The sequence below is a fragment of the Psychroflexus maritimus genome, assembly GCF_011089875.1.
Lineage (GTDB): Bacteria > Bacteroidota > Bacteroidia > Flavobacteriales > Flavobacteriaceae > Psychroflexus > Psychroflexus maritimus.
Map to the genome: position 1 here is coordinate 93,101 of NZ_JAANAS010000050.1, position 22,891 is coordinate 115,991.

Annotated in this window: 22 protein-coding genes; 17 read left to right on the forward strand and 5 right to left on the reverse strand. The window is 34.4% G+C overall.

Features of this window, described 5'->3' with window-relative positions; all coding sequences use genetic code 11:
* Window positions 1-77: 77 nt before the first annotated feature.
* A complete protein-coding gene (recG, locus tag G7034_RS07330) occupies window positions 78-2,183 on the reverse strand; it encodes an ATP-dependent DNA helicase RecG (RefSeq protein ID WP_166400309.1) in 2,106 nt (701 codons plus the stop codon).
* A gap of 258 nt (window positions 2,184-2,441) precedes the next feature.
* Here recG and G7034_RS07335 point away from each other — a divergent pair, with 258 nt between their 5' ends.
* Together G7034_RS07335 and G7034_RS07340 are read left to right on the forward strand one after the other, a co-directional pair.
* Window positions 2,442-2,678, forward strand: a complete 237-nt coding sequence (locus tag G7034_RS07335; RefSeq protein WP_166400310.1) for a hypothetical protein — start codon at window positions 2,442-2,444, stop codon at window positions 2,676-2,678.
* A 7-nt stretch (window positions 2,679-2,685) separates the two neighbouring features.
* Entirely contained in the window at window positions 2,686-3,264 is a 579-nt protein-coding gene (locus G7034_RS07340; protein WP_166400311.1) for a hypothetical protein, read from the forward strand.
* Between the two features lie 360 nt (window positions 3,265-3,624).
* Here G7034_RS07340 and G7034_RS07345 read toward each other — a convergent pair whose 3' ends face one another.
* The gene (locus G7034_RS07345; RefSeq protein ID WP_166400312.1) at window positions 3,625-4,113 is read right to left on the reverse strand and encodes a hypothetical protein; all 489 of its coding nucleotides are present in this window, start codon (window positions 4,111-4,113) and stop codon (window positions 3,625-3,627) included.
* A gap of 194 nt (window positions 4,114-4,307) precedes the next feature.
* Between G7034_RS07345 and G7034_RS07350 the strand changes: the two genes are divergently transcribed.
* The 14 genes from G7034_RS07350 to G7034_RS07415 all read left to right on the forward strand — a co-directional run bounded on the left by G7034_RS07350 (window position 4,308) and on the right by G7034_RS07415 (window position 18,926).
* Window positions 4,308-4,856 carry a hypothetical protein gene (locus G7034_RS07350; RefSeq protein ID WP_166400313.1) on the forward strand — a complete coding sequence of 183 codons (549 nt, stop codon included), beginning with the start codon at window positions 4,308-4,310 and terminating at the stop codon, window positions 4,854-4,856.
* A 305-nt stretch (window positions 4,857-5,161) separates the two neighbouring features.
* Window positions 5,162-8,191, forward strand: a complete 3,030-nt coding sequence (locus G7034_RS07355) for an amidohydrolase family protein (protein WP_166400314.1) — start codon at window positions 5,162-5,164, stop codon at window positions 8,189-8,191.
* Window positions 8,192-8,291: 100 nt separating this feature from the next.
* Window positions 8,292-9,599 carry an amidohydrolase family protein gene (locus G7034_RS07360; RefSeq protein ID WP_166400315.1) on the forward strand — a complete coding sequence of 436 codons (1,308 nt, stop codon included), beginning with the start codon at window positions 8,292-8,294 and terminating at the stop codon, window positions 9,597-9,599.
* 392 nt (window positions 9,600-9,991) lie between these two features.
* Window positions 9,992-10,771 (forward strand): universal stress protein, encoded by a 780-nt coding sequence (locus G7034_RS07365; RefSeq protein WP_166400316.1) that lies wholly within the window; start codon window positions 9,992-9,994, stop codon window positions 10,769-10,771.
* Window positions 10,772-11,019: 248 nt separating this feature from the next.
* Entirely contained in the window at window positions 11,020-12,150 is a 1,131-nt protein-coding gene (tgt, locus tag G7034_RS07370; protein WP_166400317.1) for a tRNA guanosine(34) transglycosylase Tgt, read from the forward strand.
* Window positions 12,151-13,230, forward strand: coding sequence for an LptF/LptG family permease (locus tag G7034_RS07375; protein ID WP_166400318.1), 1,080 nt, complete (start codon window positions 12,151-12,153; stop codon window positions 13,228-13,230).
* Window positions 13,231-13,283: 53 nt separating this feature from the next.
* Entirely contained in the window at window positions 13,284-13,637 is a 354-nt protein-coding gene (locus G7034_RS07380) for a hypothetical protein (protein WP_166400319.1), read from the forward strand.
* 38 nt (window positions 13,638-13,675) lie between these two features.
* On the forward strand, window positions 13,676-13,912 hold the full coding sequence (locus tag G7034_RS12080) for a hypothetical protein (RefSeq protein ID WP_187349883.1): 237 nt from the start codon (window positions 13,676-13,678) through the stop codon (window positions 13,910-13,912).
* A gap of 82 nt (window positions 13,913-13,994) precedes the next feature.
* A complete protein-coding gene (locus G7034_RS07390; RefSeq protein WP_166400320.1) occupies window positions 13,995-14,906 on the forward strand; it encodes a dimethylarginine dimethylaminohydrolase family protein in 912 nt (303 codons plus the stop codon).
* Between the two features lies 1 nt (window position 14,907).
* Window positions 14,908-15,843: a citrulline utilization hydrolase CtlX gene (gene ctlX / locus G7034_RS07395; RefSeq protein ID WP_166400321.1), complete on the forward strand. Its 936-nt coding sequence runs from the start codon at window positions 14,908-14,910 to the stop codon at window positions 15,841-15,843.
* Between the two features lie 174 nt (window positions 15,844-16,017).
* Complete coding sequence (locus G7034_RS07400; protein WP_166400322.1) at window positions 16,018-17,157, forward strand: Mrp/NBP35 family ATP-binding protein; 1,140 nt, start codon at window positions 16,018-16,020, stop codon at window positions 17,155-17,157.
* Window positions 17,158-17,187: 30 nt separating this feature from the next.
* Window positions 17,188-17,442 carry a NifU family protein gene (locus G7034_RS07405; protein ID WP_394351938.1) on the forward strand — a complete coding sequence of 85 codons (255 nt, stop codon included), beginning with the start codon at window positions 17,188-17,190 and terminating at the stop codon, window positions 17,440-17,442.
* A 79-nt stretch (window positions 17,443-17,521) separates the two neighbouring features.
* On the forward strand, window positions 17,522-18,583 hold the full coding sequence (locus G7034_RS07410) for an NAD(P)/FAD-dependent oxidoreductase (protein WP_166400323.1): 1,062 nt from the start codon (window positions 17,522-17,524) through the stop codon (window positions 18,581-18,583).
* Window positions 18,584-18,599: 16 nt separating this feature from the next.
* Window positions 18,600-18,926: a 2Fe-2S iron-sulfur cluster-binding family protein gene (locus tag G7034_RS07415; protein WP_166400324.1), complete on the forward strand. Its 327-nt coding sequence runs from the start codon at window positions 18,600-18,602 to the stop codon at window positions 18,924-18,926.
* Window positions 18,927-18,950: 24 nt separating this feature from the next.
* On the opposite strand, the gene G7034_RS07420 is transcribed toward G7034_RS07415, so the two are convergent.
* Both G7034_RS07420 and G7034_RS07425 read right to left on the reverse strand, forming a co-directional pair.
* Window positions 18,951-19,733, reverse strand: coding sequence for a DUF3050 domain-containing protein (locus G7034_RS07420; protein ID WP_166400325.1), 783 nt, complete (start codon window positions 19,731-19,733; stop codon window positions 18,951-18,953).
* A gap of 87 nt (window positions 19,734-19,820) precedes the next feature.
* Complete coding sequence (locus tag G7034_RS07425) at window positions 19,821-20,999, reverse strand: acyl-CoA dehydrogenase family protein (protein ID WP_166400326.1); 1,179 nt, start codon at window positions 20,997-20,999, stop codon at window positions 19,821-19,823.
* A gap of 247 nt (window positions 21,000-21,246) precedes the next feature.
* Between G7034_RS07425 and G7034_RS07430 the strand changes: the two genes are divergently transcribed.
* On the forward strand, window positions 21,247-21,522 hold the full coding sequence (locus tag G7034_RS07430; RefSeq protein WP_166400327.1) for an SdpI family protein: 276 nt from the start codon (window positions 21,247-21,249) through the stop codon (window positions 21,520-21,522).
* Between the two features lie 56 nt (window positions 21,523-21,578).
* On the opposite strand, the gene fabD is transcribed toward G7034_RS07430, so the two are convergent.
* Window positions 21,579-22,463, reverse strand: coding sequence for an ACP S-malonyltransferase (fabD, locus tag G7034_RS07435; protein WP_166400328.1), 885 nt, complete (start codon window positions 22,461-22,463; stop codon window positions 21,579-21,581).
* Window positions 22,464-22,891 lie beyond the last annotated feature (428 nt).

A 22,891-nucleotide genomic window follows, 5' to 3' on the forward strand; every position in this document is an offset into this window, starting at 1 on the left:
TCAGCTTGAGATTTTTTTTTAAAAAATGAATGAGCTAAATAGCGTCAGTTGATGGTTAAGTTGGGATTAAACTGCTATTAACTAATGTAATTCCAAATTTGTTTGTCTTTTACTACTTGCTCGTAAGTAATTCGAATAGGAAAGTTAGCCTTGTTAGTCAAATCTGGATCCAATTTCAATACTTGATAGGCAATGCTTCTTGCTAACTTCAAAATACTTCCATCTTGAATTAAATCGGCTATTTTTAAATTTAAAACACCACTTTGTTGGGTTCCCATTAAATCACCTGGGCCTCTCAGCTTCAAATCTACTTCTGCAATTTTAAACCCGTCGTTGGTTTGTGTCATGGTTTCTAATCTTACCTTGCCATCGCTACTTAATTTGTGGCCGGTAAGTAAAATGCAATAACTTTGTTCAGCACCTCGCCCTACACGCCCCCTTAGCTGGTGCAATTGCGACAAACCAAATTTTTCTGCACTTTCAATAATCATCACACTAGCATTGGGTACATTAACCCCTACTTCAATTACAGTAGTGGCCACCATAATTTGTGTTTCGCCATTGACAAAACGTTGCATTTCGTAGGCTTTATCTTGCGCTTTCATATTACCGTGAACAATAGAAACTTGATATTTTGGCTTTGGAAATTCACGTACTACACTTTCATAACCATCCATCAAGTCTTTGTAATCAAAGTTAGCCGATTCTTCAATTAACGGATAAACCATGTAAATTTGTCTTCCCTTATTTATTTCATCACGAATAAATTTAAAAACGCGTAATCTATGGCTATCGTAACGATGTACCGTTTTAATCGGCTTTCTGCCCGGTGGGAGTTCGTCAATCACAGAAATATCTAAATCACCATACACACTCATTGCCAAAGTTCTAGGAATAGGTGTGGCGGTCATCACTAAAATATGAGGCGGTAACTTGTTTTTTTTCCAAAGTTTAGCACGTTGTGCCACACCAAAACGATGTTGTTCATCAATAATGGCTAAGCCTAAATTTTTAAAATTCACCTTAGGTTCAATTAATGCGTGAGTTCCAATAAGAATATGCAAATTGCCATTTTCTAGGGCTTCGTGAATAATTCTTCGTTCTTTAGTTTTTGTTGAGCCCGTTAAAAGCTTCACTTGAATTCCTAATTTTTCGCACATTTCAGCAATACCTTCATAATGTTGGGTAGCTAAAATTTCGGTAGGTGCCATCATGCAAGCTTGAAAACCATTATCAATAGCCATGAGCATACTCATTAAACCTACAATGGTTTTTCCAGAGCCAACATCACCTTGTAGCAAACGATTCATCTGTGCGTTACTAGCCAAGTCTTTCCTGATTTCCTTCACCACTCGCTTTTGTGCATTGGTTAATTCAAAAGGAAGAACTTCGTTATAAAACTGATGAAAATGATGACCTAACTCTTTAAACGGATAACCTTTAATCTTTGTTTTTTTAATTAAATTTTTTCGAATTAATTGCAATTGAATAAAGAAAAATTCTTCAAATTTAAGTCGGTGCCTAGCTTTATGAAGTAAGTCGGCCGACTGAGGAAAATGCACATTTAAAAGGGCTTTGCTTCTTGAAACAAGTTTGTTTTGTTCAATTACCTCTTGCGAAAGTGTTTCTGTGAAGCCGTTTTTAGCTAACTTAAATAATTCAAGAATCATTTTATTTAATACCCGATTACTCACTCCCTTTTTGGTCAATTTTTCTGTAAGCGAATACACCGGTTGCATGCTCACTTTAAGTTCTTTTTTATGCGTTTCTAAAAGTTCCATTTCAGGATGTGGCATGCTCGGGGTACTTCCCATCCATGTAATTTTACCAAAAATAATGTAAGGCGTATTCACTTTAATGTTCTCTCTAATCCATTTGTGTCCTCTAAACCAAACCAACTTCATGTTTCCAGTAGCGTCTTCAAAAACAGCCTCTAAGCGTTTACCTCGTTTCTGTGGAATCATTCTTAGGCTTGTAATCTGTCCAAGAATTTGAACTTCAGAATTCACCTGTTTCAGTTCGTTAATCTTATAGTATTTGGTTTTGTCGATATAGCGGAAGGGAAAATGATTCAACAAATCATGGAAGGTGTGAATACCTAACTCTTTTTCGAGTAAATCAGCTTTGGTAGGACCAACTCCTTTCAAGTAGGTAATTGGGGTAAGCAATTCCTGTTGATTCATGAATTATTCTTTGGTAATCTGTGAAATGGTAAATTTAATAAATAACCTCAAAATTAGAAGGCACACATCATTTTTTTAAAAATAATTTTGTTGTTAATTTTTTTTTGTTAATTTAGTTTGAACTTCATTAAAATGATTTACAAAGCTACAAAGCTACAAGCATAAGTTTTTTTATGCGGTATTTGGTTTTACTTAATTTTTTAAATTGATTTTTTAGAACTATTAAAAATTTAAAAATAACTAAATACACATTTATGTATGAAAATTAAGAAAATTCAATTAATGTTGTTACTTTCATTTCTTTTTGCTGGAGATATTATTGGCTATCAAGGAGATTCTGGTAACCTAAAAAATGCAATAAAAAGAGGTACTACGGTATCACATACGCATATAAAAATTAAAAATAGTATCGGAACTATTATTAATCCAGAAGATTGGATAGGTAGCCTTACTATAACTGAAAATGAAAAAATAAATAATAATGATTGTGAATAACAAAAAAATGATACGAATAAATATTATAGTCATATTTTCCTTTCTTTCTATAATTACTGATGCACAAAATCAAAATGAGATTGAGTTTACAAACCTTAGTACAAGCCTTTTTGATGAAATAAAGTTTCATGGAGTATTATTTACTGATATTAAGGATGCTAATGCTAATGTAGATGTTATGGAAGAATTGTTTGAAAATGAGGAAGAAGAAAGTACTGTGGCACAAAATGGTATGCAGATAGCTGATGGTTACCAACTCTCTATTAATCAGTACGGTGAAGATATAGGTGAACCTAGAAAAGATTTTGTTTATTACTTTGGCCTAAAAGTTTATTTTGGAATAACAAATAATAGCGATACCTATGAGGTTTTAGACTTAAAAGCTAATTCAATATCCATAAATGAGGTTACTTTAGAAATAGGAGACGATATAGAAAACCTTAATATTGATTATCACATTAATAGTGATATCGAGAACGACAAGTTTATTTTTATTATCAGGAACGGATCATTTTGTTGTCCTATTTCTATAAGCTTAACACCTGACAATAAGGTTAGTAAAATACACTATTATGAAATACCTTAAGGTTTATTTATAATTGAGTACACCACCTTTCATCTACGCAAGGTGGTTTTTTGTAAATTTATTATCATGGATTGTTTTATAAATGCTTTAGCTTCCTATTTATCGGAAAATCAATTTACGTTTGCTAATAGACTAGAATCCTCTATACCTGAGCTTTGGTAGGCCTCACTCCTTTTAAGTAGGTAATTGGGGTAAGCAATTCCTGTTTAAAACTGATTAATCTATTTTATTCAGTAAGAACATCTATTAAATACGTTAATTTTATCACGATAGCTAACTAAGACTATCCTTCAAAAAAATGCCCTGTAACTGAATATCCTTATAGATTTTGACTTTGTGGTTATAATTCAACTCAGGTTATTAATAAATGGGGACTTGAATGTATAAGGGTAGATTAAATCCAACATCTACTGGTGTTCCAGAACAAATTGCTGTTTTTTTTATTTTAGGCAATTTTATAAGCAATTTTTCAAAATAAGGGACAAGTTTAGGGTATTCAGTATCAATTTCCTTTACACTCCATTTCTTGTTTGCTCCTAAAACAACTCTTATCTTGTTTTTAATTGTAATTTCATTACCTTTTAATTGTTCCCATTGTGTTGTGCTTAGAGTGTCTCTTAAGGTCTGATTAACAACTTTTCCTACAAAATTATAGTTTATTTTTTTGTTTAATTTCTTCTGAATTTCTTCGGAAAAACACTTTTTAGCTGATTTTAATGAACTTTGGTCAGAGCATCTTCTAATTTCAGGATATCGTTCACAACTTGAAGAATCATTAGGCAAAACTAGGTTCTGAGCGCTAATTATCAAAGGTAAAAATAAGAATAAAGCATGTATATGTTTTTTCATGTTAGTTTTTTTGGTTTATTAATTGACAAACCAAATGTAGGAAATATAAATAAAATAAGGTATATTTATATCTAATTTCGAGTTAATAAAATTGCTGTATTTTTAACAGGTAAATTTTATGCGGTGCGTTTTTATTGTATTTTCACATAAACAAATTAAATATATTCTATCATGAAAAAATAATACTAGCTTTAGTGATAATTTTTACTTCATTAAGCTATGCACAGAATTCAACTCAAAATTGGGAAGATTTAGAAGGTACTTGGAAATACCAAGATGAGGAAGTAGAATTTTATTTAATTCTGCTGTATAAACAAATTGAAGTTAGGAAGGGGAAAATTGAAAATAGATTAATTGGTTTTACAAAACTAAACCATAATAGAGAAGAACTTTATAACCGTTTAAACAATAAGGACTTTTTTATGGATAAGCAAATATTTAAGCCTTTAGAAATTTATAATGTAAATAAACCAGATTCTAAAAATATTACCCCAGATTTTAATATTGCATTAAGAAGTAAAGGCTTAAGTGGCACTTATGCTGCAATGAATTTTTCGAGTATAGTAAATGTGAAATGTGAATTCAATGATAATACCCTAACACCTCATTTTACACCCCCCCCTAGCGATGTTATAAGACCAGATATTGTGCAAAAAAGAGAAGCCATGTATGCTAATCACATCCCTGAGTTGCCTTCTACTTGGGTATTAGAGCGAGTAACAGCAGATGAGATTAAAGAGTAGTAGCCAATTTATTTTAAAAAAATCTACCTTTTTTTTATGTTTACAAGGTGGTTTTTTAAATAATGAATTCTGAATTCAAAAGACTAAATGCAAGTTGAAAAAAAAGGAAATAGCCCATTAGTAAAACATTTCTTTGTTAAAAAGCTAACAATCGAACTCAGGTTTATAAACCCCCCAAATTTTCAAACTTTTAAAACAGGAACAAAATAACCGATAACAGACCAATGAAAACAAACTTTCCAAGTTTTTCCAAATTAAACCTTTTTCCTTTATTTTAGTCCAAAGTTTTTAAAATCGCTTAGACTATGCTCAAAAACACCCTGTTTGTATGTTTTTTGCTGTTGACTTTCATAGGAATTAGTCAAGATTATTTTCCAGAAAATCACGGTATAAAAGCCACCGCAAAAACTCCTATTTTACTTACTAATGCCAATATTCAGGCAGATGCTTCTACTTTTATTGAAGGTGGTAGTTTACTTATTCACGAGGGAAAAATCCTAGAAATTGGAAAAAACCTACAAGCCCCTAAAGGAGCCGTTGAAATTGACCTTAATGGGCAGTACATTTATCCTTCTTTTGTTGAAGTGTATTCCGATTTTGCTATGGAAAGCGTGAAATCGGCTACCACAGGAAAACAGTATGAAGCTAACCGTAAAGGTTACTATTGGAATGATCATATTCGCCCTGAGCAAGAGGCGAAAAACCATTTTGAATTTAATGAAGCCGAAGCTAAAAAATTACGAAAATTAGGCTATGGCGTTGTTAATACCCACTTGCAAGATGGCGTAGTTAGAGGTACCGGAATGTTGGTAGCGCTTCAAGAATTAGATAATAAAAACAAGACGATTATCGCTCCAAAAACCGCTCAGTATTACGGGTTTTCAAGGAGTAAGCAAAGTAAACAGTCCTATCCTAGCTCTATTATGGGCATGATGGCTTTGATGCGTCAGTTTAATTATGATACACAGTGGTATGCTGATGGAAATGCTTCAGAAACCGATTTAGCTATTGAAGCTCACCTGGAAAATTTGAGTCTTCCGCAAATAATTTATGCGGGCAACTACTTAAATGTTATGCGTTCGGCAGATGTAGCTGAACTTTTTGAATTCGATTTTATCCCTATTGGTGGAGGCGATGAATACAAGCGAATTTCCGAAATTAAAAAAGCTTTTAATCAGATTATTTTACCGCTGAATTTCCCTGATGCCTATGATGTGGAAGATCCCTATATGGCAAATTACGTAAGTTTAGCCGAAATGAAGGATTGGCAACATAAACCGAGAAATCCGAAGTATTTAGCCGAAGCTGGATTGGAAATTTCATTTACTATGCAAGGTTTAAAGGATGCTTCTAAGTTGATGAAAAACCTAAGAACAGCCATTGAAAAAGGACTGTCTAAGGAAGTTGCTTTGCAAGCTTTAACCGAAAATCCTGCCAAAATTTTAGGTATGGAAAATCAAATTGGTGTGCTAAAAGAAGGAGCCTTAGCTAATTTGATTATCACTTCGGGTGAATTATTTGATAAAGAAACTAAAATCTACGAAAACTGGATTCAAGGACATAGAAATATCATTAATGAAGCGCCTTTTTCTGAACTAGAAGGCAACTATGAACTTGCTTTTGATAAGGAAAAGATTGAAATTGAAATTTCTTCAAAAAAAGATAAGCTTCAACTGAAAGCTACAAAAGATAGTCTAAAACTTGGAACAAAAATCGATTTTAAGAGCAACTGGCTTAGTTTTATGCTCACGGAAACGGATTCATCTTCCACGCAAATGAATCGTTTTGCGGCCTTAGTAACTTCTGCTGAAAACGAATTTTCAGGAAAGGTGTTTACGCATGAAGGCGAAATACATCCTTTTTCAGCCAAAAGAGTTTCAGCCGAAGACAAAGATGACGATTCAGAAGATTCCCAAGAGGAAAAAGATTCAGAAGACAAAGAAAACACCGAGGAAGAATATCTTTCGCCAATTACTTATCCCAATATGGCTTACGGAATGCCAAGTCCAAACCAAAAATCTGGCGAATACCTGATTACCAATGCTACCCTAATCACTAGTAGTGATGCGGGGACTTTAGAAAATCATGATGTTTGGGTGAAAAATGGAAAAATCTACAAAATAGGTGAGAATTTAAAGGCGAAAAAAGCTGAAGTAATTGATGCTTCAGGTCAATTTTTAACCGCTGGAATTATCGATGAACATTCGCATATTGCGGCGAGTTCGGTAAATGAAGGAGGCTCAAATTCTTCGGCAGAAACGACTATGGAAGACGTGATTAATCCAGATGACATTAGCGTGTATCGTTCGTTGGCGGGAGGAGTAACCACCACGCAATTATTGCATGGTTCGGCCAATCCTATAGGGGGGCGCTCGGCCATTATTAAAATGAAATGGGGAGCTTCGCCTAGAAATATGATTATTGAAGATAGTCCTAAGTTTATCAAATTTGCCTTAGGTGAAAATGTAAAGCAATCTAATTGGGGAGGAAGGGAGCGTTTTCCACAGACCAGAATGGGAGTGGAGCAAGTTTATTTAGATTATTTTTCGCGTGCTAAGGAATACGAAAAACAAAAAGCTTCAGGCAAGTATAGATACGATGAAGAAATGGAAGTTTTGCTTGAAATTATTAATGAAGAGCGATTTATTTCTTGTCATTCGTACGTGCAATCTGAAATTAATATGTTGATGAAAGTAGCCGAACAATTCGATTTCAAAGTAAACACTTTTACCCATATTTTAGAGGGGTACAAAGTAGCTGATAAAATGAAGAAGCACGGGGCTGGCGCTTCTACGTTTAGCGATTGGTGGGCGTATAAAAACGAAGTAAAAGACGCCATTCCTTACAACGCCACTTTAATGTTGAATCAAGGTTTAACCGTGGCGATTAACTCAGACGATGGTGAAATGATTAGACGTTTAAATCAAGAAGCGGCCAAAAGTTTTAAATATGGTGGAATTAGCGCAGAAGAAGCTTGGAAGCTTGTGACGATTAATCCTGCAAAATTGTTGCATATTGATGACCAAGTGGGAAGCATTGAAGAAGGAAAACATGCCGATTTAGTGCTTTGGAATCACCATCCTTTAAGCATATATGCCAAGGCGCAAATGACCATGGTTGAGGGAGTGATTTATTTTTCAGTTGAAAAAGATGAGAAACAGCGAAATGAAATTCAAAAAGAACGAAATTTACTTATTGCTGAAATGATGAAAGCTAAAAACAAAGGCATGAAAACCCAACCTGTGGTGAAGAAGAAAGAACGCCACATGCATTGTGATACCTTAGACGATTTTCTGTTTGAAAACTTTTCTGAAGCTCATTCACACCAACACTAAAATTTGAAAATGATGAAACACGTATGTACAAATTTTCTACACACAGGAGAATGATTATACGTGTCGCATCTGACCAATAAAAAACAATAAATATAAACAGATGAAAAATTTATATACAACAATTTTAATTCTTTTAGTTAGTTTCAGTTTCGCTCAGCAGAAACCTGCAACGGCTGGACCTACTTCGTTTATTCTATTAGGAGGGACTGCGCATGTGGGCAATGGAGAAGTCATTGAAAATTCACTTATTCAAGTAGAGAATGGAATAATTACTAAGATTACTTCAGCCAACGAAGAGCAAGAAACAAGTACCTCAGGACAGGTGTATGATATTCGTGGTCAGCATGTCTATCCCGGAATTATCGCACCTAACTCTACTCTTGGTTTGGTAGAAGTAGATGCCGTGAGAGCTACCGATGATGTGAATGAAATTGGTAGTTTTTTACCACATATTAGAAGTATTATCGCTTACGATGCGGAAAGTAGAATTGTTGAATCTATGCGTCCATCGGGAGTGTTGATGGCACAAATTACTCCAAGAGGCGGAAGGATTACAGGGACTTCTTCTGTGGTTCAGTTGGATGCTTGGAATTGGGAAGATGCATTGGTGAAAGAAGATGATGCTATTCACATTAATTGGCCAGACCGATTTGTAAAAAAAGGAGCTTGGTACGATCCAAAAGTTGGGTATAAGCAAAATGAAAAATACAAAGAGCAAGTGCAAGAATTAGAAGAATTTTTTGCCCAAGCAAAAGCCTATCAACAAGCCGATGAACCAAAGCTGAATTTAGCTTACCAAGCTATGGGCGAGGTGTTTACAGGTGACAAAGCAGTTTTTGTTAGTGCCGATTCACCTAAGGATATTTTAGATGCTTTAGAATTTAAGCGTCGATTTAATTTATCGAACTTTGTGATTGTAGGAGGGAGGTACGCCCATCAAGTTACCAAAGAATTAAAAGCAGCAAATGTAGCGGTTTTAGCTAATCGTGTACATTCCACTCCAGAAGCTGATGACGACGATTACGATTTAAGTTACAAACTTCCGAAGTTGCTTCATGAAGCAGGCGTTTTAGTCGCTCTAGAAAATTCAGGCCAAATGGAACGAATGAATTCAAGAAACTTTCCTTTTTATGCCGGTCAGGTTGTGGCCGAGGGATTAAGCAAAGAAGAAGCTTTGCAACTTATCACCTTAAATCCAGCTAAGATTTTAGGAATTGATCACCAATACGGTTCATTAGAAGAAGGCAAATTAGCTACTTTATTTGTTAGTGCTGGAGATGCTTTAGACATGCAAGGCAACCGGCTAAGTTTAGCCTTTATAGACGGAAGGAAAATCAGTTTAGAGTCGCATCATACACAACTTTATAAAAAATATAAGGAGAAGTATGAAGAGGAAAGTGAGGAGTAAAGTATAAGTGTTTTTTAAAAGTGTTTGTAAAATCAAAAATATAGTTTTTTAACAATCAATAAGAACGGGAGTTGTCCCGTTCTTTTTTTTTCAAATTTTAAATCAAACACATAAATTTTTGGAATCAATAGGAACGGGATTTATACCGTTCATGAAAAGATGGCTATTATTAGCTTTAGCCAAATTTTTCCCTATTATTTAATAATGGTAATTTTTTTTAAAAAAATACTTATGAAGTTATTTAAAAGCAGCTGCTCTATTCATCAAAAACTAGCTTAGTTTCAAAAATCATAAGCCTTCATTAGCTTAAGTGAAATAATAAGCAGTATGATTTATATCATTTTTTGAGCCTAGGCTTGTCTATAAATTTGCATTAATCAAGAAAGTAAGTAATGAAGGTTTTATTATTAACTGATTTTTCAAACTATGCGTGTGAGGCTCATAAGTATGCTTTTAACTTGTTGCAACCCCAGCAAGCTAGCTATTTTTTGGTCCATGCAGAAACCTCTCAGCAAACAGAAAACACTAATAAAATAGCTTCAGATTTACTTATTTCAGATAAATTTGACAATGCTTATCAACAATTAACTAATTTTCTTCCCAAAGGAAATACTTTATCAAGACTAGAAAGAAAAGGTAATCTGCTTGATGTAGTTAGAACTAATATTGATTTATTAGAGATAGATTTAGTGGTTATGGGAGCCAAAGGAACCTCTGCTACTTCAGATAAATCCATTGGAAAAAACACTTACGAAATTGCAACAAAAGTAAAATGTCCAGTTTTAATTGTCCCAGAAAACACCAAAAAAAATCCTCCAAGTAGAGTTAATTTCCCTGTCGATTACAAAGACAAACTTCACTCAAAGTGCATTTCAAAGATTCAATCCTTGCCTAATTGGGCAGAAATGAATATTACTATACATGAATTAAATACTGCTGCTTCAGGTGCTTTTCAACAAGAATCTAGTCAGGTGCTCACTGAAAACTTAAAAATGGTAAAACCAAAATTTATTCAAATTGATGAAATTAATTTTGCTAAACTTACAAAAGAAGCTGATTTTATTTTTTTGGCAGCCAAAAATTTAGGGGTTTGTAATACGGTTTTTAAGCAACTCAATTACTCAGTAAATGGAAGTGTTAAACCTATTCCAATGCTTATTCTTCATGCCTAATTTTATAAGTTAGATTTTTCCCATAAAAAAAGAACAACTTAGTTGTTTTGTAGCCCATAAAGTAAACTAATTAGTTGATGTGTAAACTATTTGCTTTGCTTCTCTATTTTTAAAACTGATTCATTCGCTTTAAGATTCAAAAAACCTTGAAATTATCTATCTTTGCCATCAACTTAAAATACGAATTCGCTTTGCTAATTATTATTTCTTTGGAAGTAGCTTAGCAAGCCCATAGCAAAACCTACCTAATGAAGTTTGATATTAAAGCCAAAGACCTGTTATCTAGTGCACGAGCAGGAACAATAACCACCGATCACGGAGAAATTCAGACGCCTATTTTTATGCCGGTGGGTACTATTGCTACGGTAAAAGGAGTTCATCAAAGAGAGTTGGAAAATGATATTAACGCGGATATTATTCTAGGAAATACATACCACCTTTACCTTAGGCCTCAAACAGACGTGCTTGTAAAAGCAGGTGGCTTACATAAATTCATGAATTGGAATAGAAATATTCTTACCGATTCAGGAGGCTATCAGGTATATTCTCTGTCTGCCAATAATAAAATCAACGAAGAAGGTGTCAAGTTTAAATCGCATATAGACGGTTCTTATCATTTATTTACCCCTGAAAATGTGATGGAGATACAACGAAAAATTGGAGCTGATATCATCATGGCTTTTGATGAATGTACTCCATATCCCTGCGATTATAAGTATGCAAGGCGTTCTATGCACATGACGCATCGTTGGTTAGAACGTTGTATAAAACAACTGCAAAAAAGCCCTGAACTTTACAATTACAAACAGACTCTTTTTCCTATAGTACAAGGAAGTACTTACAAAGATTTAAGAAAACAATCGGCAGAATACATTGCTTCTGTAGAAGCGGAAGGAAATGCCATTGGTGGACTTTCAGTTGGTGAGCCAGATGATGAGATGTATGCCATGACAGAAGTAGTTACCCATATCCTTCCAAGTGATAAACCACGTTATTTAATGGGGGTTGGTACACCAATAAACCTCCTAGAAAACATAGCATTAGGTGTTGATATGTTTGATTGTGTCATGCCCACAAGAAACGCTAGGAACGGAATGCTTTTTACCGCTCACGGAAGTATTAACATCAAAAACCTAAAATGGAAAGAAGATTTTAGTCCGATTGATGAAATGGGAATTACTTGGGTAGATACTACCTATACAAAAGCTTATTTAAGGCATTTGTTTACGGTAAACGAACTTTTAGGAAAACAAATTGCCACGATTCACAATTTAGGCTTTTATTTGTGGTTAGTAAGGGAAGCCCGTAAACAAATTTTAGCGGGTACTTTTAAAGCTTGGAAAGAGAGAATGGTTAAACAAATGGCAAATCGTTTGTAAGTGAAAATACTAGACTGGTACATACTTAAGCGTTATTTACTAACATTTTTTATGTTAGTAATCTTATTTGTTCCTATTGGAATTATCATTGATTTTTCTGAAAAAGTAGATAAGATTATTGCTAACGAGGCTTCTTTGAACGAAACATTAGAATACTATCTCAATTTCACTATTTATTTCGCAAATTTACTCTTTCCTATTTTACTTTTTTTATCAGTAATTTGGTTTACTTCAAAATTGGCAAACAATACAGAAATTGTTGCTTTTTTAAGTTCAGGAGTTTCTTTTTACCGATTTTTAAGGCCCTATTTTTTTGGAGCCACCATTGTTACCATTATAGGTATTTGGTTCTCTATGTTTCTCGTTCCAAAAGCTAGTAATGGATATAATGAATTTAAATATAAATACCTAAAAAGATCGAATGCCGTAGAAAAACCCATGGACGTCTATAGGCAAATTAATGATAACGAAATTATCTATGCTAGAAACTTTAGTCTAGCTCGTAAAACAGCCTCTAGTTTTACCCTTGAGCATTTTGAGGGGCAAGAATTAAAATTTAAAATTTCGGCTTCACGCTTACAATACAATCCAGATTCTATCAATATGTACACCTTGTCTAATTATGTGAAACGAGTGGTAAGTAAACGCGAAGATAGCTTAATCAAACAAAACAAATTAGATACTGTTTTACCTTTTGAATTTGATGAATTAACACCTGTAAGATATATAGCTGAAACGCTAAATTACAATGAACTTAAAGAATTTATAGCTCAAGAAAAGCGAAGAGGCTCTCCAAATATTAATCGTTATTTGATTGAGGTTTATAGACGCTGGAGTATTCCTATATCAACTTTTATTCTTACGCTAATTGCTGTTTCTGTTTCGGCCATTAAGCGAAGAGGAGGAATGGGCGTTAATTTAGCTATAGGTATGGCCTTAGGTTTTAGTTTTGTATTTATAGATAAAGTTGCCGTAACTATTGCAGAGAAATCTACCATTAATCCTTTTCTTGCAGTGTGGTCAACCAATATTGTTTTTGCCATTATTGCGTTTTATATGATGAAAAAGGCAAAAAGATAAAAGATAAACCTTTATTTATTTTTGTAGTCGAAGCACCTAAAATGTGAAATAAAATGGCATTTATACCCATCATTGAAGGATACCTTAAAAAAGAAAATTATCAACCCATAAATCTTTCAGCTGAAAGATTAGTCAAACTAAAACTAAATGCTTCAGCTATTGAAGATTTACAGACTTATCTTACTTTTCAGCAAGAAAAATTTCGCCATCAAATACTGTATGGTGGTTATCTTGAAAAACCTAATCTCTATGATGGTAATGCATTGTTTTCAGTAGATGAAACCAGGAATATTCATTTGGGAGTTGATTTTTGGAAACAAGCAGGTACTGGAATCTACTGCCCAAAAGAGGCAGAAATTGTGGTTTCTTATGATCATTCAGAACGCGGAAATTATGGGGAACATTAATTTTAAAACACCAGAACAAATCGGGCTGTTTTTATACTTTGTACGGTCATTTAAGTAAATTTTCGCTAAAGAATAATCACGTAGGGAAAAAAATTAAACAAGGCCAAGTATTTTGTTGGTTAGGGGAAGCTCATGAAAATGGTGGATACATTCCTCATTTATATTTTCAATTGATGAATGATTTTGATGAAAGTTTAAACGATTACCCCAGAGTTTGTAGTTTATCAAAACTTTTAGCCTTTCAAAAAAATTGTCTAAATCCAGATTTTTTTTAGGAATTCGTAACTTATAAGGATTATTTTTTTCAAGTTTTAAATACTAAATTAATTCAGTACTTTTGCAAAAAATGAAACCTCTATGAAACTAAATGTTACCAACGAAACCAATCGTCTAAAAGCAGTGGTTTTGGGTACAGCAAAATCTAATGGTGGAAAACCCAACTTGGCAGATGCGTATGATCCAAAATCGGCTTTACATATTAAAGCAGGCACTTATCCTAAAGAAGAAGATATGTTGGCAGAAATGGAGCAAGTGGCTCGTGTTTTAAAAAAATATGGGGTAGAGGTTTTTCGTCCGCGGGTAATTCAAAATTACAACCAAATTTTTTCTAGAGACATTGGGTTTGTTATTGATGATGTTTTTGTGAAAGCCAATATCTTACCAGATCGAGCTCAAGAAATCGATGCAATTCAGCCGGTAATTAGTCGATTAGATAATTCAAAAACATTAAATTTACCTGAAGATTGCCATGTAGAAGGTGGAGATGTTATGCCTCACGGAGAATACTTGTTTGTAGGTACCTATCGCGGAGAAGATTATTCAGATTACATTACAGCAAGAACCAACCCAAAAGCGGTTGAAGCTTTGCAAAAGGCTTTTCCGAATAAGCAAGTAAAATCGTTTAACCTGAGAAAAAGCAATACAGCGCCTAAAGAAAACGCTTTGCATTTAGATTGTTGTTTTCAGCCAGTGGGAAATAAATATGCCATTATTCACAAAAACGGTTTCTTAGAGGAAGAAGAGTACCAGTGGTTGGTTCAACTATTTGGAGTTGAGAATGTTTTTGAAATAGATAAGCAAGAAATGTTTGATATGACAAGTAATATTTTTTCAATCAGTCCAAAGTTAGTTATTTCAGATGCTCACTTCAAGCGTCTAAACTCGTGGTTGCGTGGAAAAGGAATTACTGTTGAAGAAGTAAATTATAGAGAAATAGCCAAACAAGAAGGTTTGTTGAGATGTTCAACTTTACCTTTAATAAGAGAATAAAATGAGACAGATTACAGATCAATTACTAATGATTCGCCCAGCTTCTTTTAGAATGAATGAAGAAACTGCAGTAAACAATTTTTTTCAAAAATCAACAGAAGAATTACACGCCACCACTAATAAAAAAGCCCAAGACGAGTTTGATGCTTTTGTTGAGAAATTAACCGAAGCAGGAATAGAGGTTCATGTGGTAGAGGACGACCCTAGCCTAAATACTCCTGATGCTTTGTTTCCTAATAATTGGGTTTCTTTTCATGAAAATGGCAATATAGCTTTGTATCCTATGTTTGCTAAAAACCGAAGGCGTGAACGAAGAGAAGAAGTTTTTTTAGCCCTTGAAAAAAAAGGTTTTGAATTCAATCAAATAGTTGATTATACACAAGCAGAAGATGAGAAGGTCTATCTTGAGGGAACGGGTAGCTTGATTTTAGATCGAATACATAGAAAAGCCTATTGTGCTCTGTCGCCTAGAGCAAACGAAGAATTACTTATTGAATTTTGTGAAGATTTTGAGTTTATGCCTGTTATTTTTACCGCTAATCAAGATGTAAACGGAAAGCGTCTGCCCATCTATCACACCAATGTTATGATGTGTGTTGGAGAAGATTTTGCTGTAATTTGCACAGCTTCAATAGATGATAAGAAAGAGCGTAAAAATGTATTAAATCATTTGAAAGACGACGGAAAAGAAATTATTGAGATTACGGAAACTCAAATGCAGAATTTTGCAGGTAATATGCTTCAAGTGAAATCGGCTAGCTCTAATGAAACTTATTTAGTCATGAGTCAAAGCGCGAAAAATGTTTTAACGGCTTCACAAATTAATCAAATTGAAAAATACACTAAAATTCTAAGTGCAGATTTAAGTTGTATAGAGACCAACGGAGGAGGAAGTGCAAGATGCATGATGGCCGAAATTTATTGTCCCATTAAGTAGAACCTTCCCTTTTATTTAAAAAAAAATAAGGTTTAATTTTTAGATTTACTATTTTTTTAGCCATTGTTTTTGTGTTTAATTCGATAGTTAATTTCGATTAAATATTCCTCTCGTTATAAGTTCTTAGCCTATATTTGCATTTAGATTAAATCTAATTAAAAAAAGCTTTTCAATATGCAATTGAATAAAGAAGAAATTAAAAAAGCATTAGAAACTATTAGTGTGGCTAGCGAAGGTCAAAATATGGTAGATTCTGGTGTTCTTCAAAATATAGTCACTTTTGGCGATGAAGTCATTGTTGACCTAAAATTACAAACGGCTGCTTTACACGTTAAAAAGCGCGCTGAGGTAGATGTAATGAAAGCCATTCACCAGCATGTTTACGAAAAAGCAAAAGTCAAAGTCAATATCAAAGTGGAAGCCAAAAAACAGCAAAATCCCAATGAAATTAAGGGAAAACCTATCCCAGGTATCAAAAATATTATTGCTGTAGCCTCTGGTAAAGGTGGTGTTGGAAAATCTACTGTAACCGCGAACTTAGCTGTAAGTATGGCTAAAATGGGCTTTAAAGTTGGATTGTTGGATGCCGATATTTATGGTCCCTCTGGGCCTACAATGTTTGATGTACTCAATGAAAGACCACTTTCTGTAACTGTAGATGGTAAATCTAAAATGAAACCTGTAGAAAGTTATGGGGTCAAAATGTTATCGATTGGATTTTTTACCAAACCTAATCAAGCCGTTATTTGGCGTGGGCCTATGGCGGCAAAAGCATTGAATCAAATGATTTTTGATGCTGATTGGGGTGAGTTAGATTTCTTGTTGGTTGATTTGCCTCCCGGAACGGGTGATATCCATCTTTCTATTATGCAATCGATGCCAATTACAGGAGCTGTTGTAGTAAGCACACCACAAAATGTGGCTTTGATTGACGCACAAAAAGGGGTAGCAATGTTTCAACAGGAAAATATCAATGTACCTGTGTTAGGAATTGTTGAAAACATGGCTTATTTTACGCCTGAAGAATTGCCAGATAATAAATATTATATCTTCGGAAAAGAAGGCGCTAAAAATTTATCAAATCACTTAGAAATTCCTTTCTTAGGAGAAATTCCACTGGTGCAAAGTATTAGAGAAGCTGGTGATGTAGGAAGACCAGCGGCAATGCAGGAAGGCACACAGTTAAGCGAGTCTTTTGTTGAGTTGACCAAAAATGTGGTGGAACAAGTGGTGAAGCGAAATGAAGATTTACCACCCACTGATGCCATTAAAATAACAACAATGGCTGGTTGTAGTGCTGTGAATAAAAAATAGACGTTTGGTTAACCCAATAATTATAGAATTATGATGAAAGGAAAAGAGTTAGAAAATGAAGTACTTAAGGCGCTAGATGAAATAAGGCCCTTTCTGAACAGCGACGGAGGAGATATTAAACTTTTATCAATTGAAGGTGGAAAATTGGTCAAGGTACAACTAATGGGAACATGCGTAGGTTGCTCGGTTAACCAAATGACGCTAAAATCTGGAGTTGAAATGACCATTAAAAAATACGCACCACAAATTGAACAAGTAGTAAATATTGAAGTAGCAGAGGCTTAAAAATTTTAACAATATCTGATGAAAATCATAGTTCATGCCTACTAAAAGTTAGATTTTTACTACACAAAATTTAAATTAAATGATAAAGACAGATATATTGATTATTGGTGCAGGTCCTACGGGGCTTTTTGCAGTTTTTGAAGCAGGATTGTTGAAGTTGAAATGTCATATTATTGATGCCCTGCCACAACCTGGCGGACAGTTAGCCGAGCTCTACCCTAAAAAGCCTATTTATGATATTCCAGGTTATCCTGAAGTTTTAGCAGGCGATTTAGTAGATAACTTAATGGAACAAATTAAATCTTTTCAACCAGGTTTTACCTTAGGAGAAAAAGCACAAACTATAGAAAAACTCGATGATGGATCGTTTATAGTAACCACCGATGCAGGTACCAAACATCAGGCTCCAATTATTGCAATAGCTGGAGGATTAGGAAGTTTTGAACCAAGAAAACCAAAAATAGACAGACTATTCGATTTTGAAAAGAGAGGAGTAGAGTACATGATTAAAGATCCTGAAAAATTTAGAGATCAATCGGTGGTCATTGCAGGTGGTGGAGATTCTGCTTTAGATTGGAGCATTTTCCTTGCTGATGTAGCTTCTGAAGTGACTTTAGTGCATCGAAGAAATGAATTTAGAGGTGCTCTAGAATCGGTTGACCGAGTGAAAGAATTGAAAGATATGGGTAAAATTAAATTAATTACTCCGGCTGAAATAGTTAACCTTAAAGGCAATGAGCGTCTAAAATCTGTTGTAATTCGAAAGAACAACAATCCTCAAGAAGATTTTGAATTAGCTACTGATTATTTTATCCCCTTATTTGGACTTTCACCAAAACTAGGTCCAATCGCAGATTGGGGATTAGAAATTGAAAAAAATGCTATTAAAGTTGATAATACTTTAGATTACCAAACTAATATTCCTGGTATCTATGCCATTGGAGATGTAAATACCTACCCTGGAAAATTGAAATTGATTTTATGTGGTTTTCATGAGGCAACTTTAATGTGTCAAAGTGCTTTCCAAAAAATACATCCTGATAAACGTTACGTCATGAAATATACTACTGTGGGAGGGGTAACAGGATTTGATGGTTCTAAAAAAGAAGCTCCAAAAGCGGTGGTAAAAGCAATTGACTAACTAATTTTTTACTTGAATGGACGTTAAACTAACTATTATTGACCGAGAAGGAGTTAAACACAAAGTTGATGCCCCAACAGATATGGCAATGAATTTAATGGAAATTGTTCGCTCATACGAGCTTGCACCTGAAGGCACTATTGGTGTTTGTGGTGGAATGGCTATGTGTGCTTCTTGTCAGTGTTATGTAAAATCAAATCATCAACTCAGTGAAAAGACTGATGATGAAGAGGCCATGCTTTCAGAGGCTTTTAATGTAGAAGATAATAGCCGATTAGGATGTCAAATTCAAATTACCAAAGACTTAGACGGCCTAGTTATTGAATTAGCCCCTGAAGAGTGATTTTTATTCAGAATATAATTGATACTAGGCAATAGCTTTGTAACGCAGAATATCTTTAGCAATCCCATCCCATAAACTACTTCTTAATTGAAGAGCTTCAATTGAAACTTTCTCCGCTTCTTCCCACTTTTTAGTTTCTGTACCACATAATTCTTCAATTAATTCTAAAGCCATTGGACCGTGTTCATCTTCGTCTAATTCAATGTGTCTATCAAAATAATACGTGAACAAACTTAAATCTTGCTCAGGAAAATTCTGCTGAATTTCATGAATTATAGAGCTAAACATATCAGGAATTAACTCTTCCCTTCCAAAGGTAAATGCAGCTGCAATTTCATGGGGTTTTCCGTGATTAACTATCCTAAAAGTGAAATCTAAGAAAGCTTCAACAGAGGTTGGTAAATCGATCTTCTGAACCACTTCTTCAAAGCTTTTTCCTTTTTGAATCAAACTAATTAAAGTTTCAATTTTAGCAGTATCTGCTTTTGCTTTTTGCATGGCGTCAATATACATTTCGTAATGACTTTGGCGTTTTCCGTAGATATTTAAATCAGTTTCTTCAGCTAAAACAATTTCATTAATCAAATACCTGTGCTGTGGATTTCCTAAAGGTACCCAAGGCGTTGTAGTACAGGTTAATTGTTGCTGTAAGGCTTTCAATAGCGACATAAAATCCCATACGGCATAAACGTGGTGCTCCATAAAAACTTGCAGGTCTTTTGGTCCTTCCACTAATTTATACAAATCGTGATGAAGCAACTGATTTCTATAACTCTCTGTTTTTTCTTTTAAGGCTTTGATTCCCATTTCAATTTTTCTGCAAAATTAAAATAAAAAACTGCGATTTACATTAAATAAATCACAGTTTTAATATTCTTTATTATACGTTGAATTCTACTTAAAAGCAGCAATACCTGTAATGTCCATGCCGGTAATTAAAAGGTGAATATCATGTGTACCTTCGTAAGTAATTACACTTTCTAGGTTCATCATGTGTCGCATTATGGAGTAATCTCCTGTAATACCCATCCCCCCTAAAATTTGTCTTGCTTCTCTAGCAATCTTGATGGCCATTTTTACATTATTTCGTTTAGCCATAGAAATTTGTGCCGTAGTTGCTTTGCCTTCATTTTTCAACTGGCCCAATCGAAGCGCCATCAGTTGAGCTTTTGTGATTTCAGTTATCATTTCGGCTAGCTTTTTTTGTTGCAATTGGAAGCTAGCAATAGGTTTGCCAAACTGAATACGCTCTTTTGCGTACCTTAAAGCTGTGTCATAACAATCTAAAGCGGCTCCAATTGCACCCCAAGCAATTCCGTAGCGTGCCGAATCTAAACATGACAGGGGAGCACCAAGTCCACTTTTTCCAGTAAGTAAATTTTCTTTAGGCACTTTTACATCTTGAAAAATCAATTCACCTGTAGCGGAAGCTCTAAGCGACCATTTATTGTGCGTTTCAGGCGTTGAAAAACCATCCATACCTCGCTCAACAATAAGTCCGTGGATACGTCCTTCTTCGTTTTTAGCCCATACAACAGCCACATCACAAAAAGGCGAATTAGAAATCCATAGTTTAGCTCCATTTAGTAAGTAATGATCTCCTTTATCTTTAAAATTAGTGACCATTCCACCTGGATTAGAGCCATGGTCTGGTTCAGTTAAACCAAATGAACCCATCATCTCACCACTGGCTAATTTAGGTAAAAATTTCTTTTTTTGTTCTTCGGTTCCGTAGGCGTAAATAGGAAACATCACTAAAGAAGATTGTACAGAAGCGGTAGAGCGCACTCCACTATCTCCACGTTCAATTTCTTGCATAATAATACCATACGAAATTTGATCTAAACCAGCACCACCATATTCTTCTGGAATATAGGGCCCAAAAGCACCAATTTCTGAAAGTCCTTTTATAATTGATTTAGGGAATTCTGCTTTTTGAGCAGCTTCTTCAATTATTGGACTCACATCGCGTTTTACCCAATCTCTAGCTGCTTGACGAATAAGTTTATGCTCTTCTGAGAGTAAATCGTCTAAATTGTAATAATCGTGGCCTTGATATACGTCTTGTTTCATAGTATTTTAATTATCGATTCACAAAAATAACGAAATTTTTCGTGGCTTGAAATGAACATCTGTTATAATTTGAAGCTTTTTTTGATTATTTTTAAATATGATTTAAATGTTTTTTGCAAAAGAATATTTTTGAATTAATAATTTAAAGATATTAATTACATTTGAATCAAAATAAAATCATGTTTGAAAACGCCTTGTTCATTGTTCCCGTATCAACAAGTTTGATACTTATTGCAACGGGTATTATATGCTGAAGAAGCCTCCAAAATCAATTAATCATTTTTACGGATACCGAACCAAACGAAGCATGAAATCTCAAGAAGCTTGGGATTTTTCTCAGAAATATGCCGCTAAATCAATGCTTAGATGGGGGTTTTATTACCTTTTAACGGCTCTATTAGCATTTGTTATTCAACCTTCTATTTTATGGGAAATTAGTATTTCTTTAAGTTTAATGTTTGTATTTATTTTTATTCCTATTTATAAAACCGAGCGTATTTTAATACAAAAATTTGGTCGTTAAAAAAAAGCGAACTCAGTTTAATAAGTTCGCTTTTAATTATAACTTCATCTTATTATTTATTCAATTGAAGCACTTACGGTAGGAAATTTTCGATCTACTTTTTTAAGCAAGCCTTGTAGTACTTTTCCAGGCCCTACTTCGGTATAACTCTCCATGCCATCAGCTAGCATTTGTTTCATGGTTTGCGTCCATTTTACTGGCGCTGTAAGTTGTGCCATCAGGTTTTTCTTGATTTCCTCTGGCTCAGTTATTGAAGTTGTCGTCACATTTTGATAAATTGGACATTTTGGCTTGTTGAAAGTAGTTTCCTCAATTGCTTTGGCTAATTCTTCTCTTGCAGGCTCCATTAAAGGCGAATGAAAAGCTCCACCAACAGGAAGTAATAAAGCTCTTTTTGCTCCTTTTTCTTTGAGTATTTCACAGGCTTTTTCAACAGCTTCTGTAGCTCCTGAAATCACCAATTGCCCCGGGCAATTATAATTGGCTGGAACCACAACTCCATCTATTGAAGCACAAACCTCCTCCACTACATTGTCTTCTAACCCTAAGACGGCCGCCATGGTTGACAACTGATTTTCGCAAGCTTTTTGCATGGCTAGTGCACGCTTGTAAACTAACTTTAAGCCATCTTCAAAACTCAAAGTGCCATTGGCTACAAGCGCAGAAAACTCGCCTAAGGAATGACCTGCTACCATATCGGGTTGAAAATCATCACCTAAAACTTTGCTTAAAACAACCGAATGAATGAAGATTGCAGGTTGAGTTACTTTGGTTTGTTTTAAGTCATCAGCCGAGCCCTCAAACATAATATCTGTTATATTAAAACCTAAAATCTTATTGGCTTTTTCAAATAATTCTTGAGCTTCAGGAGATTTTTCGTATAAATCTAAGCCCATTCCTGAAAATTGAGCGCCTTGTCCTGGAAATACGTATGCTTTCATGTTTTTTGTTGTTTTACGTTTCAAGTATTAATTCAAACGATTTAAAAAATCGTTTTTGATATTTTTTGTTTCTAATTATTTTATCATGGCAAAAATACACTTATTTTTTGTTTTGTCAGCTCGTGTGTTCATCGTGGCGAATTTATCGAGACCTCACTTCGATACAATTTCAACTCCACTCTCGTTTGTTGAAATCACTCAGTGACCTCACTTCGATACAATTGAATGTTTTTTAATGAAACATTCAATCACTCAGTGAACCCGCTTCGATACAATTTCCTTTCCCTTATTGCTCAAGAAAAAAACTCGACCTGACATAAGGTTTTCATTGCAGGGAGATACCGCACTTCCCCTTCCTTTTGTCATTCCGCACGAGCGATAACGAGATGCGGAATCTTATGGATTGGAATTCTGAACATGTCTTTGGT

Coding starts and splice junctions, on each gene's coding strand:
- G7034_RS07365 (WP_166400316.1), top strand. CDS start 9,992: ATGAAGGTTTTATTATTAACTGATTTTTCAAACTATGCGTGTGAGGCT.
- G7034_RS07425 (WP_166400326.1), bottom strand. CDS start 20,999: ATGAAACAAGACGTATATCAAGGCCACGATTATTACAATTTAGACGAT.
- G7034_RS07380 (WP_166400319.1), top strand. CDS start 13,284: ATGGCATTTATACCCATCATTGAAGGATACCTTAAAAAAGAAAATTAT.
- G7034_RS07390 (WP_166400320.1), top strand. CDS start 13,995: ATGAAACTAAATGTTACCAACGAAACCAATCGTCTAAAAGCAGTGGTT.
- G7034_RS07345 (WP_166400312.1), bottom strand. CDS start 4,113: ATGAAAAAACATATACATGCTTTATTCTTATTTTTACCTTTGATAATT.
- G7034_RS07410 (WP_166400323.1), top strand. CDS start 17,522: ATGATAAAGACAGATATATTGATTATTGGTGCAGGTCCTACGGGGCTT.
- G7034_RS07420 (WP_166400325.1), bottom strand. CDS start 19,733: ATGGGAATCAAAGCCTTAAAAGAAAAAACAGAGAGTTATAGAAATCAG.
- G7034_RS07360 (WP_166400315.1), top strand. CDS start 8,292: ATGAAAAATTTATATACAACAATTTTAATTCTTTTAGTTAGTTTCAGT.
- G7034_RS07335 (WP_166400310.1), top strand. CDS start 2,442: ATGAAAATTAAGAAAATTCAATTAATGTTGTTACTTTCATTTCTTTTT.
- G7034_RS07430 (WP_166400327.1), top strand. CDS start 21,247: ATGCTGAAGAAGCCTCCAAAATCAATTAATCATTTTTACGGATACCGA.
- tgt (WP_166400317.1), top strand. CDS start 11,020: ATGAAGTTTGATATTAAAGCCAAAGACCTGTTATCTAGTGCACGAGCA.
- G7034_RS07340 (WP_166400311.1), top strand. CDS start 2,686: ATGATACGAATAAATATTATAGTCATATTTTCCTTTCTTTCTATAATT.
- G7034_RS07400 (WP_166400322.1), top strand. CDS start 16,018: ATGCAATTGAATAAAGAAGAAATTAAAAAAGCATTAGAAACTATTAGT.
- G7034_RS07355 (WP_166400314.1), top strand. CDS start 5,162: ATGCTCAAAAACACCCTGTTTGTATGTTTTTTGCTGTTGACTTTCATA.
- G7034_RS07415 (WP_166400324.1), top strand. CDS start 18,600: ATGGACGTTAAACTAACTATTATTGACCGAGAAGGAGTTAAACACAAA.
- G7034_RS07405 (WP_394351938.1), top strand. CDS start 17,188: ATGATGAAAGGAAAAGAGTTAGAAAATGAAGTACTTAAGGCGCTAGAT.
- ctlX (WP_166400321.1), top strand. CDS start 14,908: ATGAGACAGATTACAGATCAATTACTAATGATTCGCCCAGCTTCTTTT.
- recG (WP_166400309.1), bottom strand. CDS start 2,183: ATGAATCAACAGGAATTGCTTACCCCAATTACCTACTTGAAAGGAGTT.
- fabD (WP_166400328.1), bottom strand. CDS start 22,463: ATGAAAGCATACGTATTTCCAGGACAAGGCGCTCAATTTTCAGGAATG.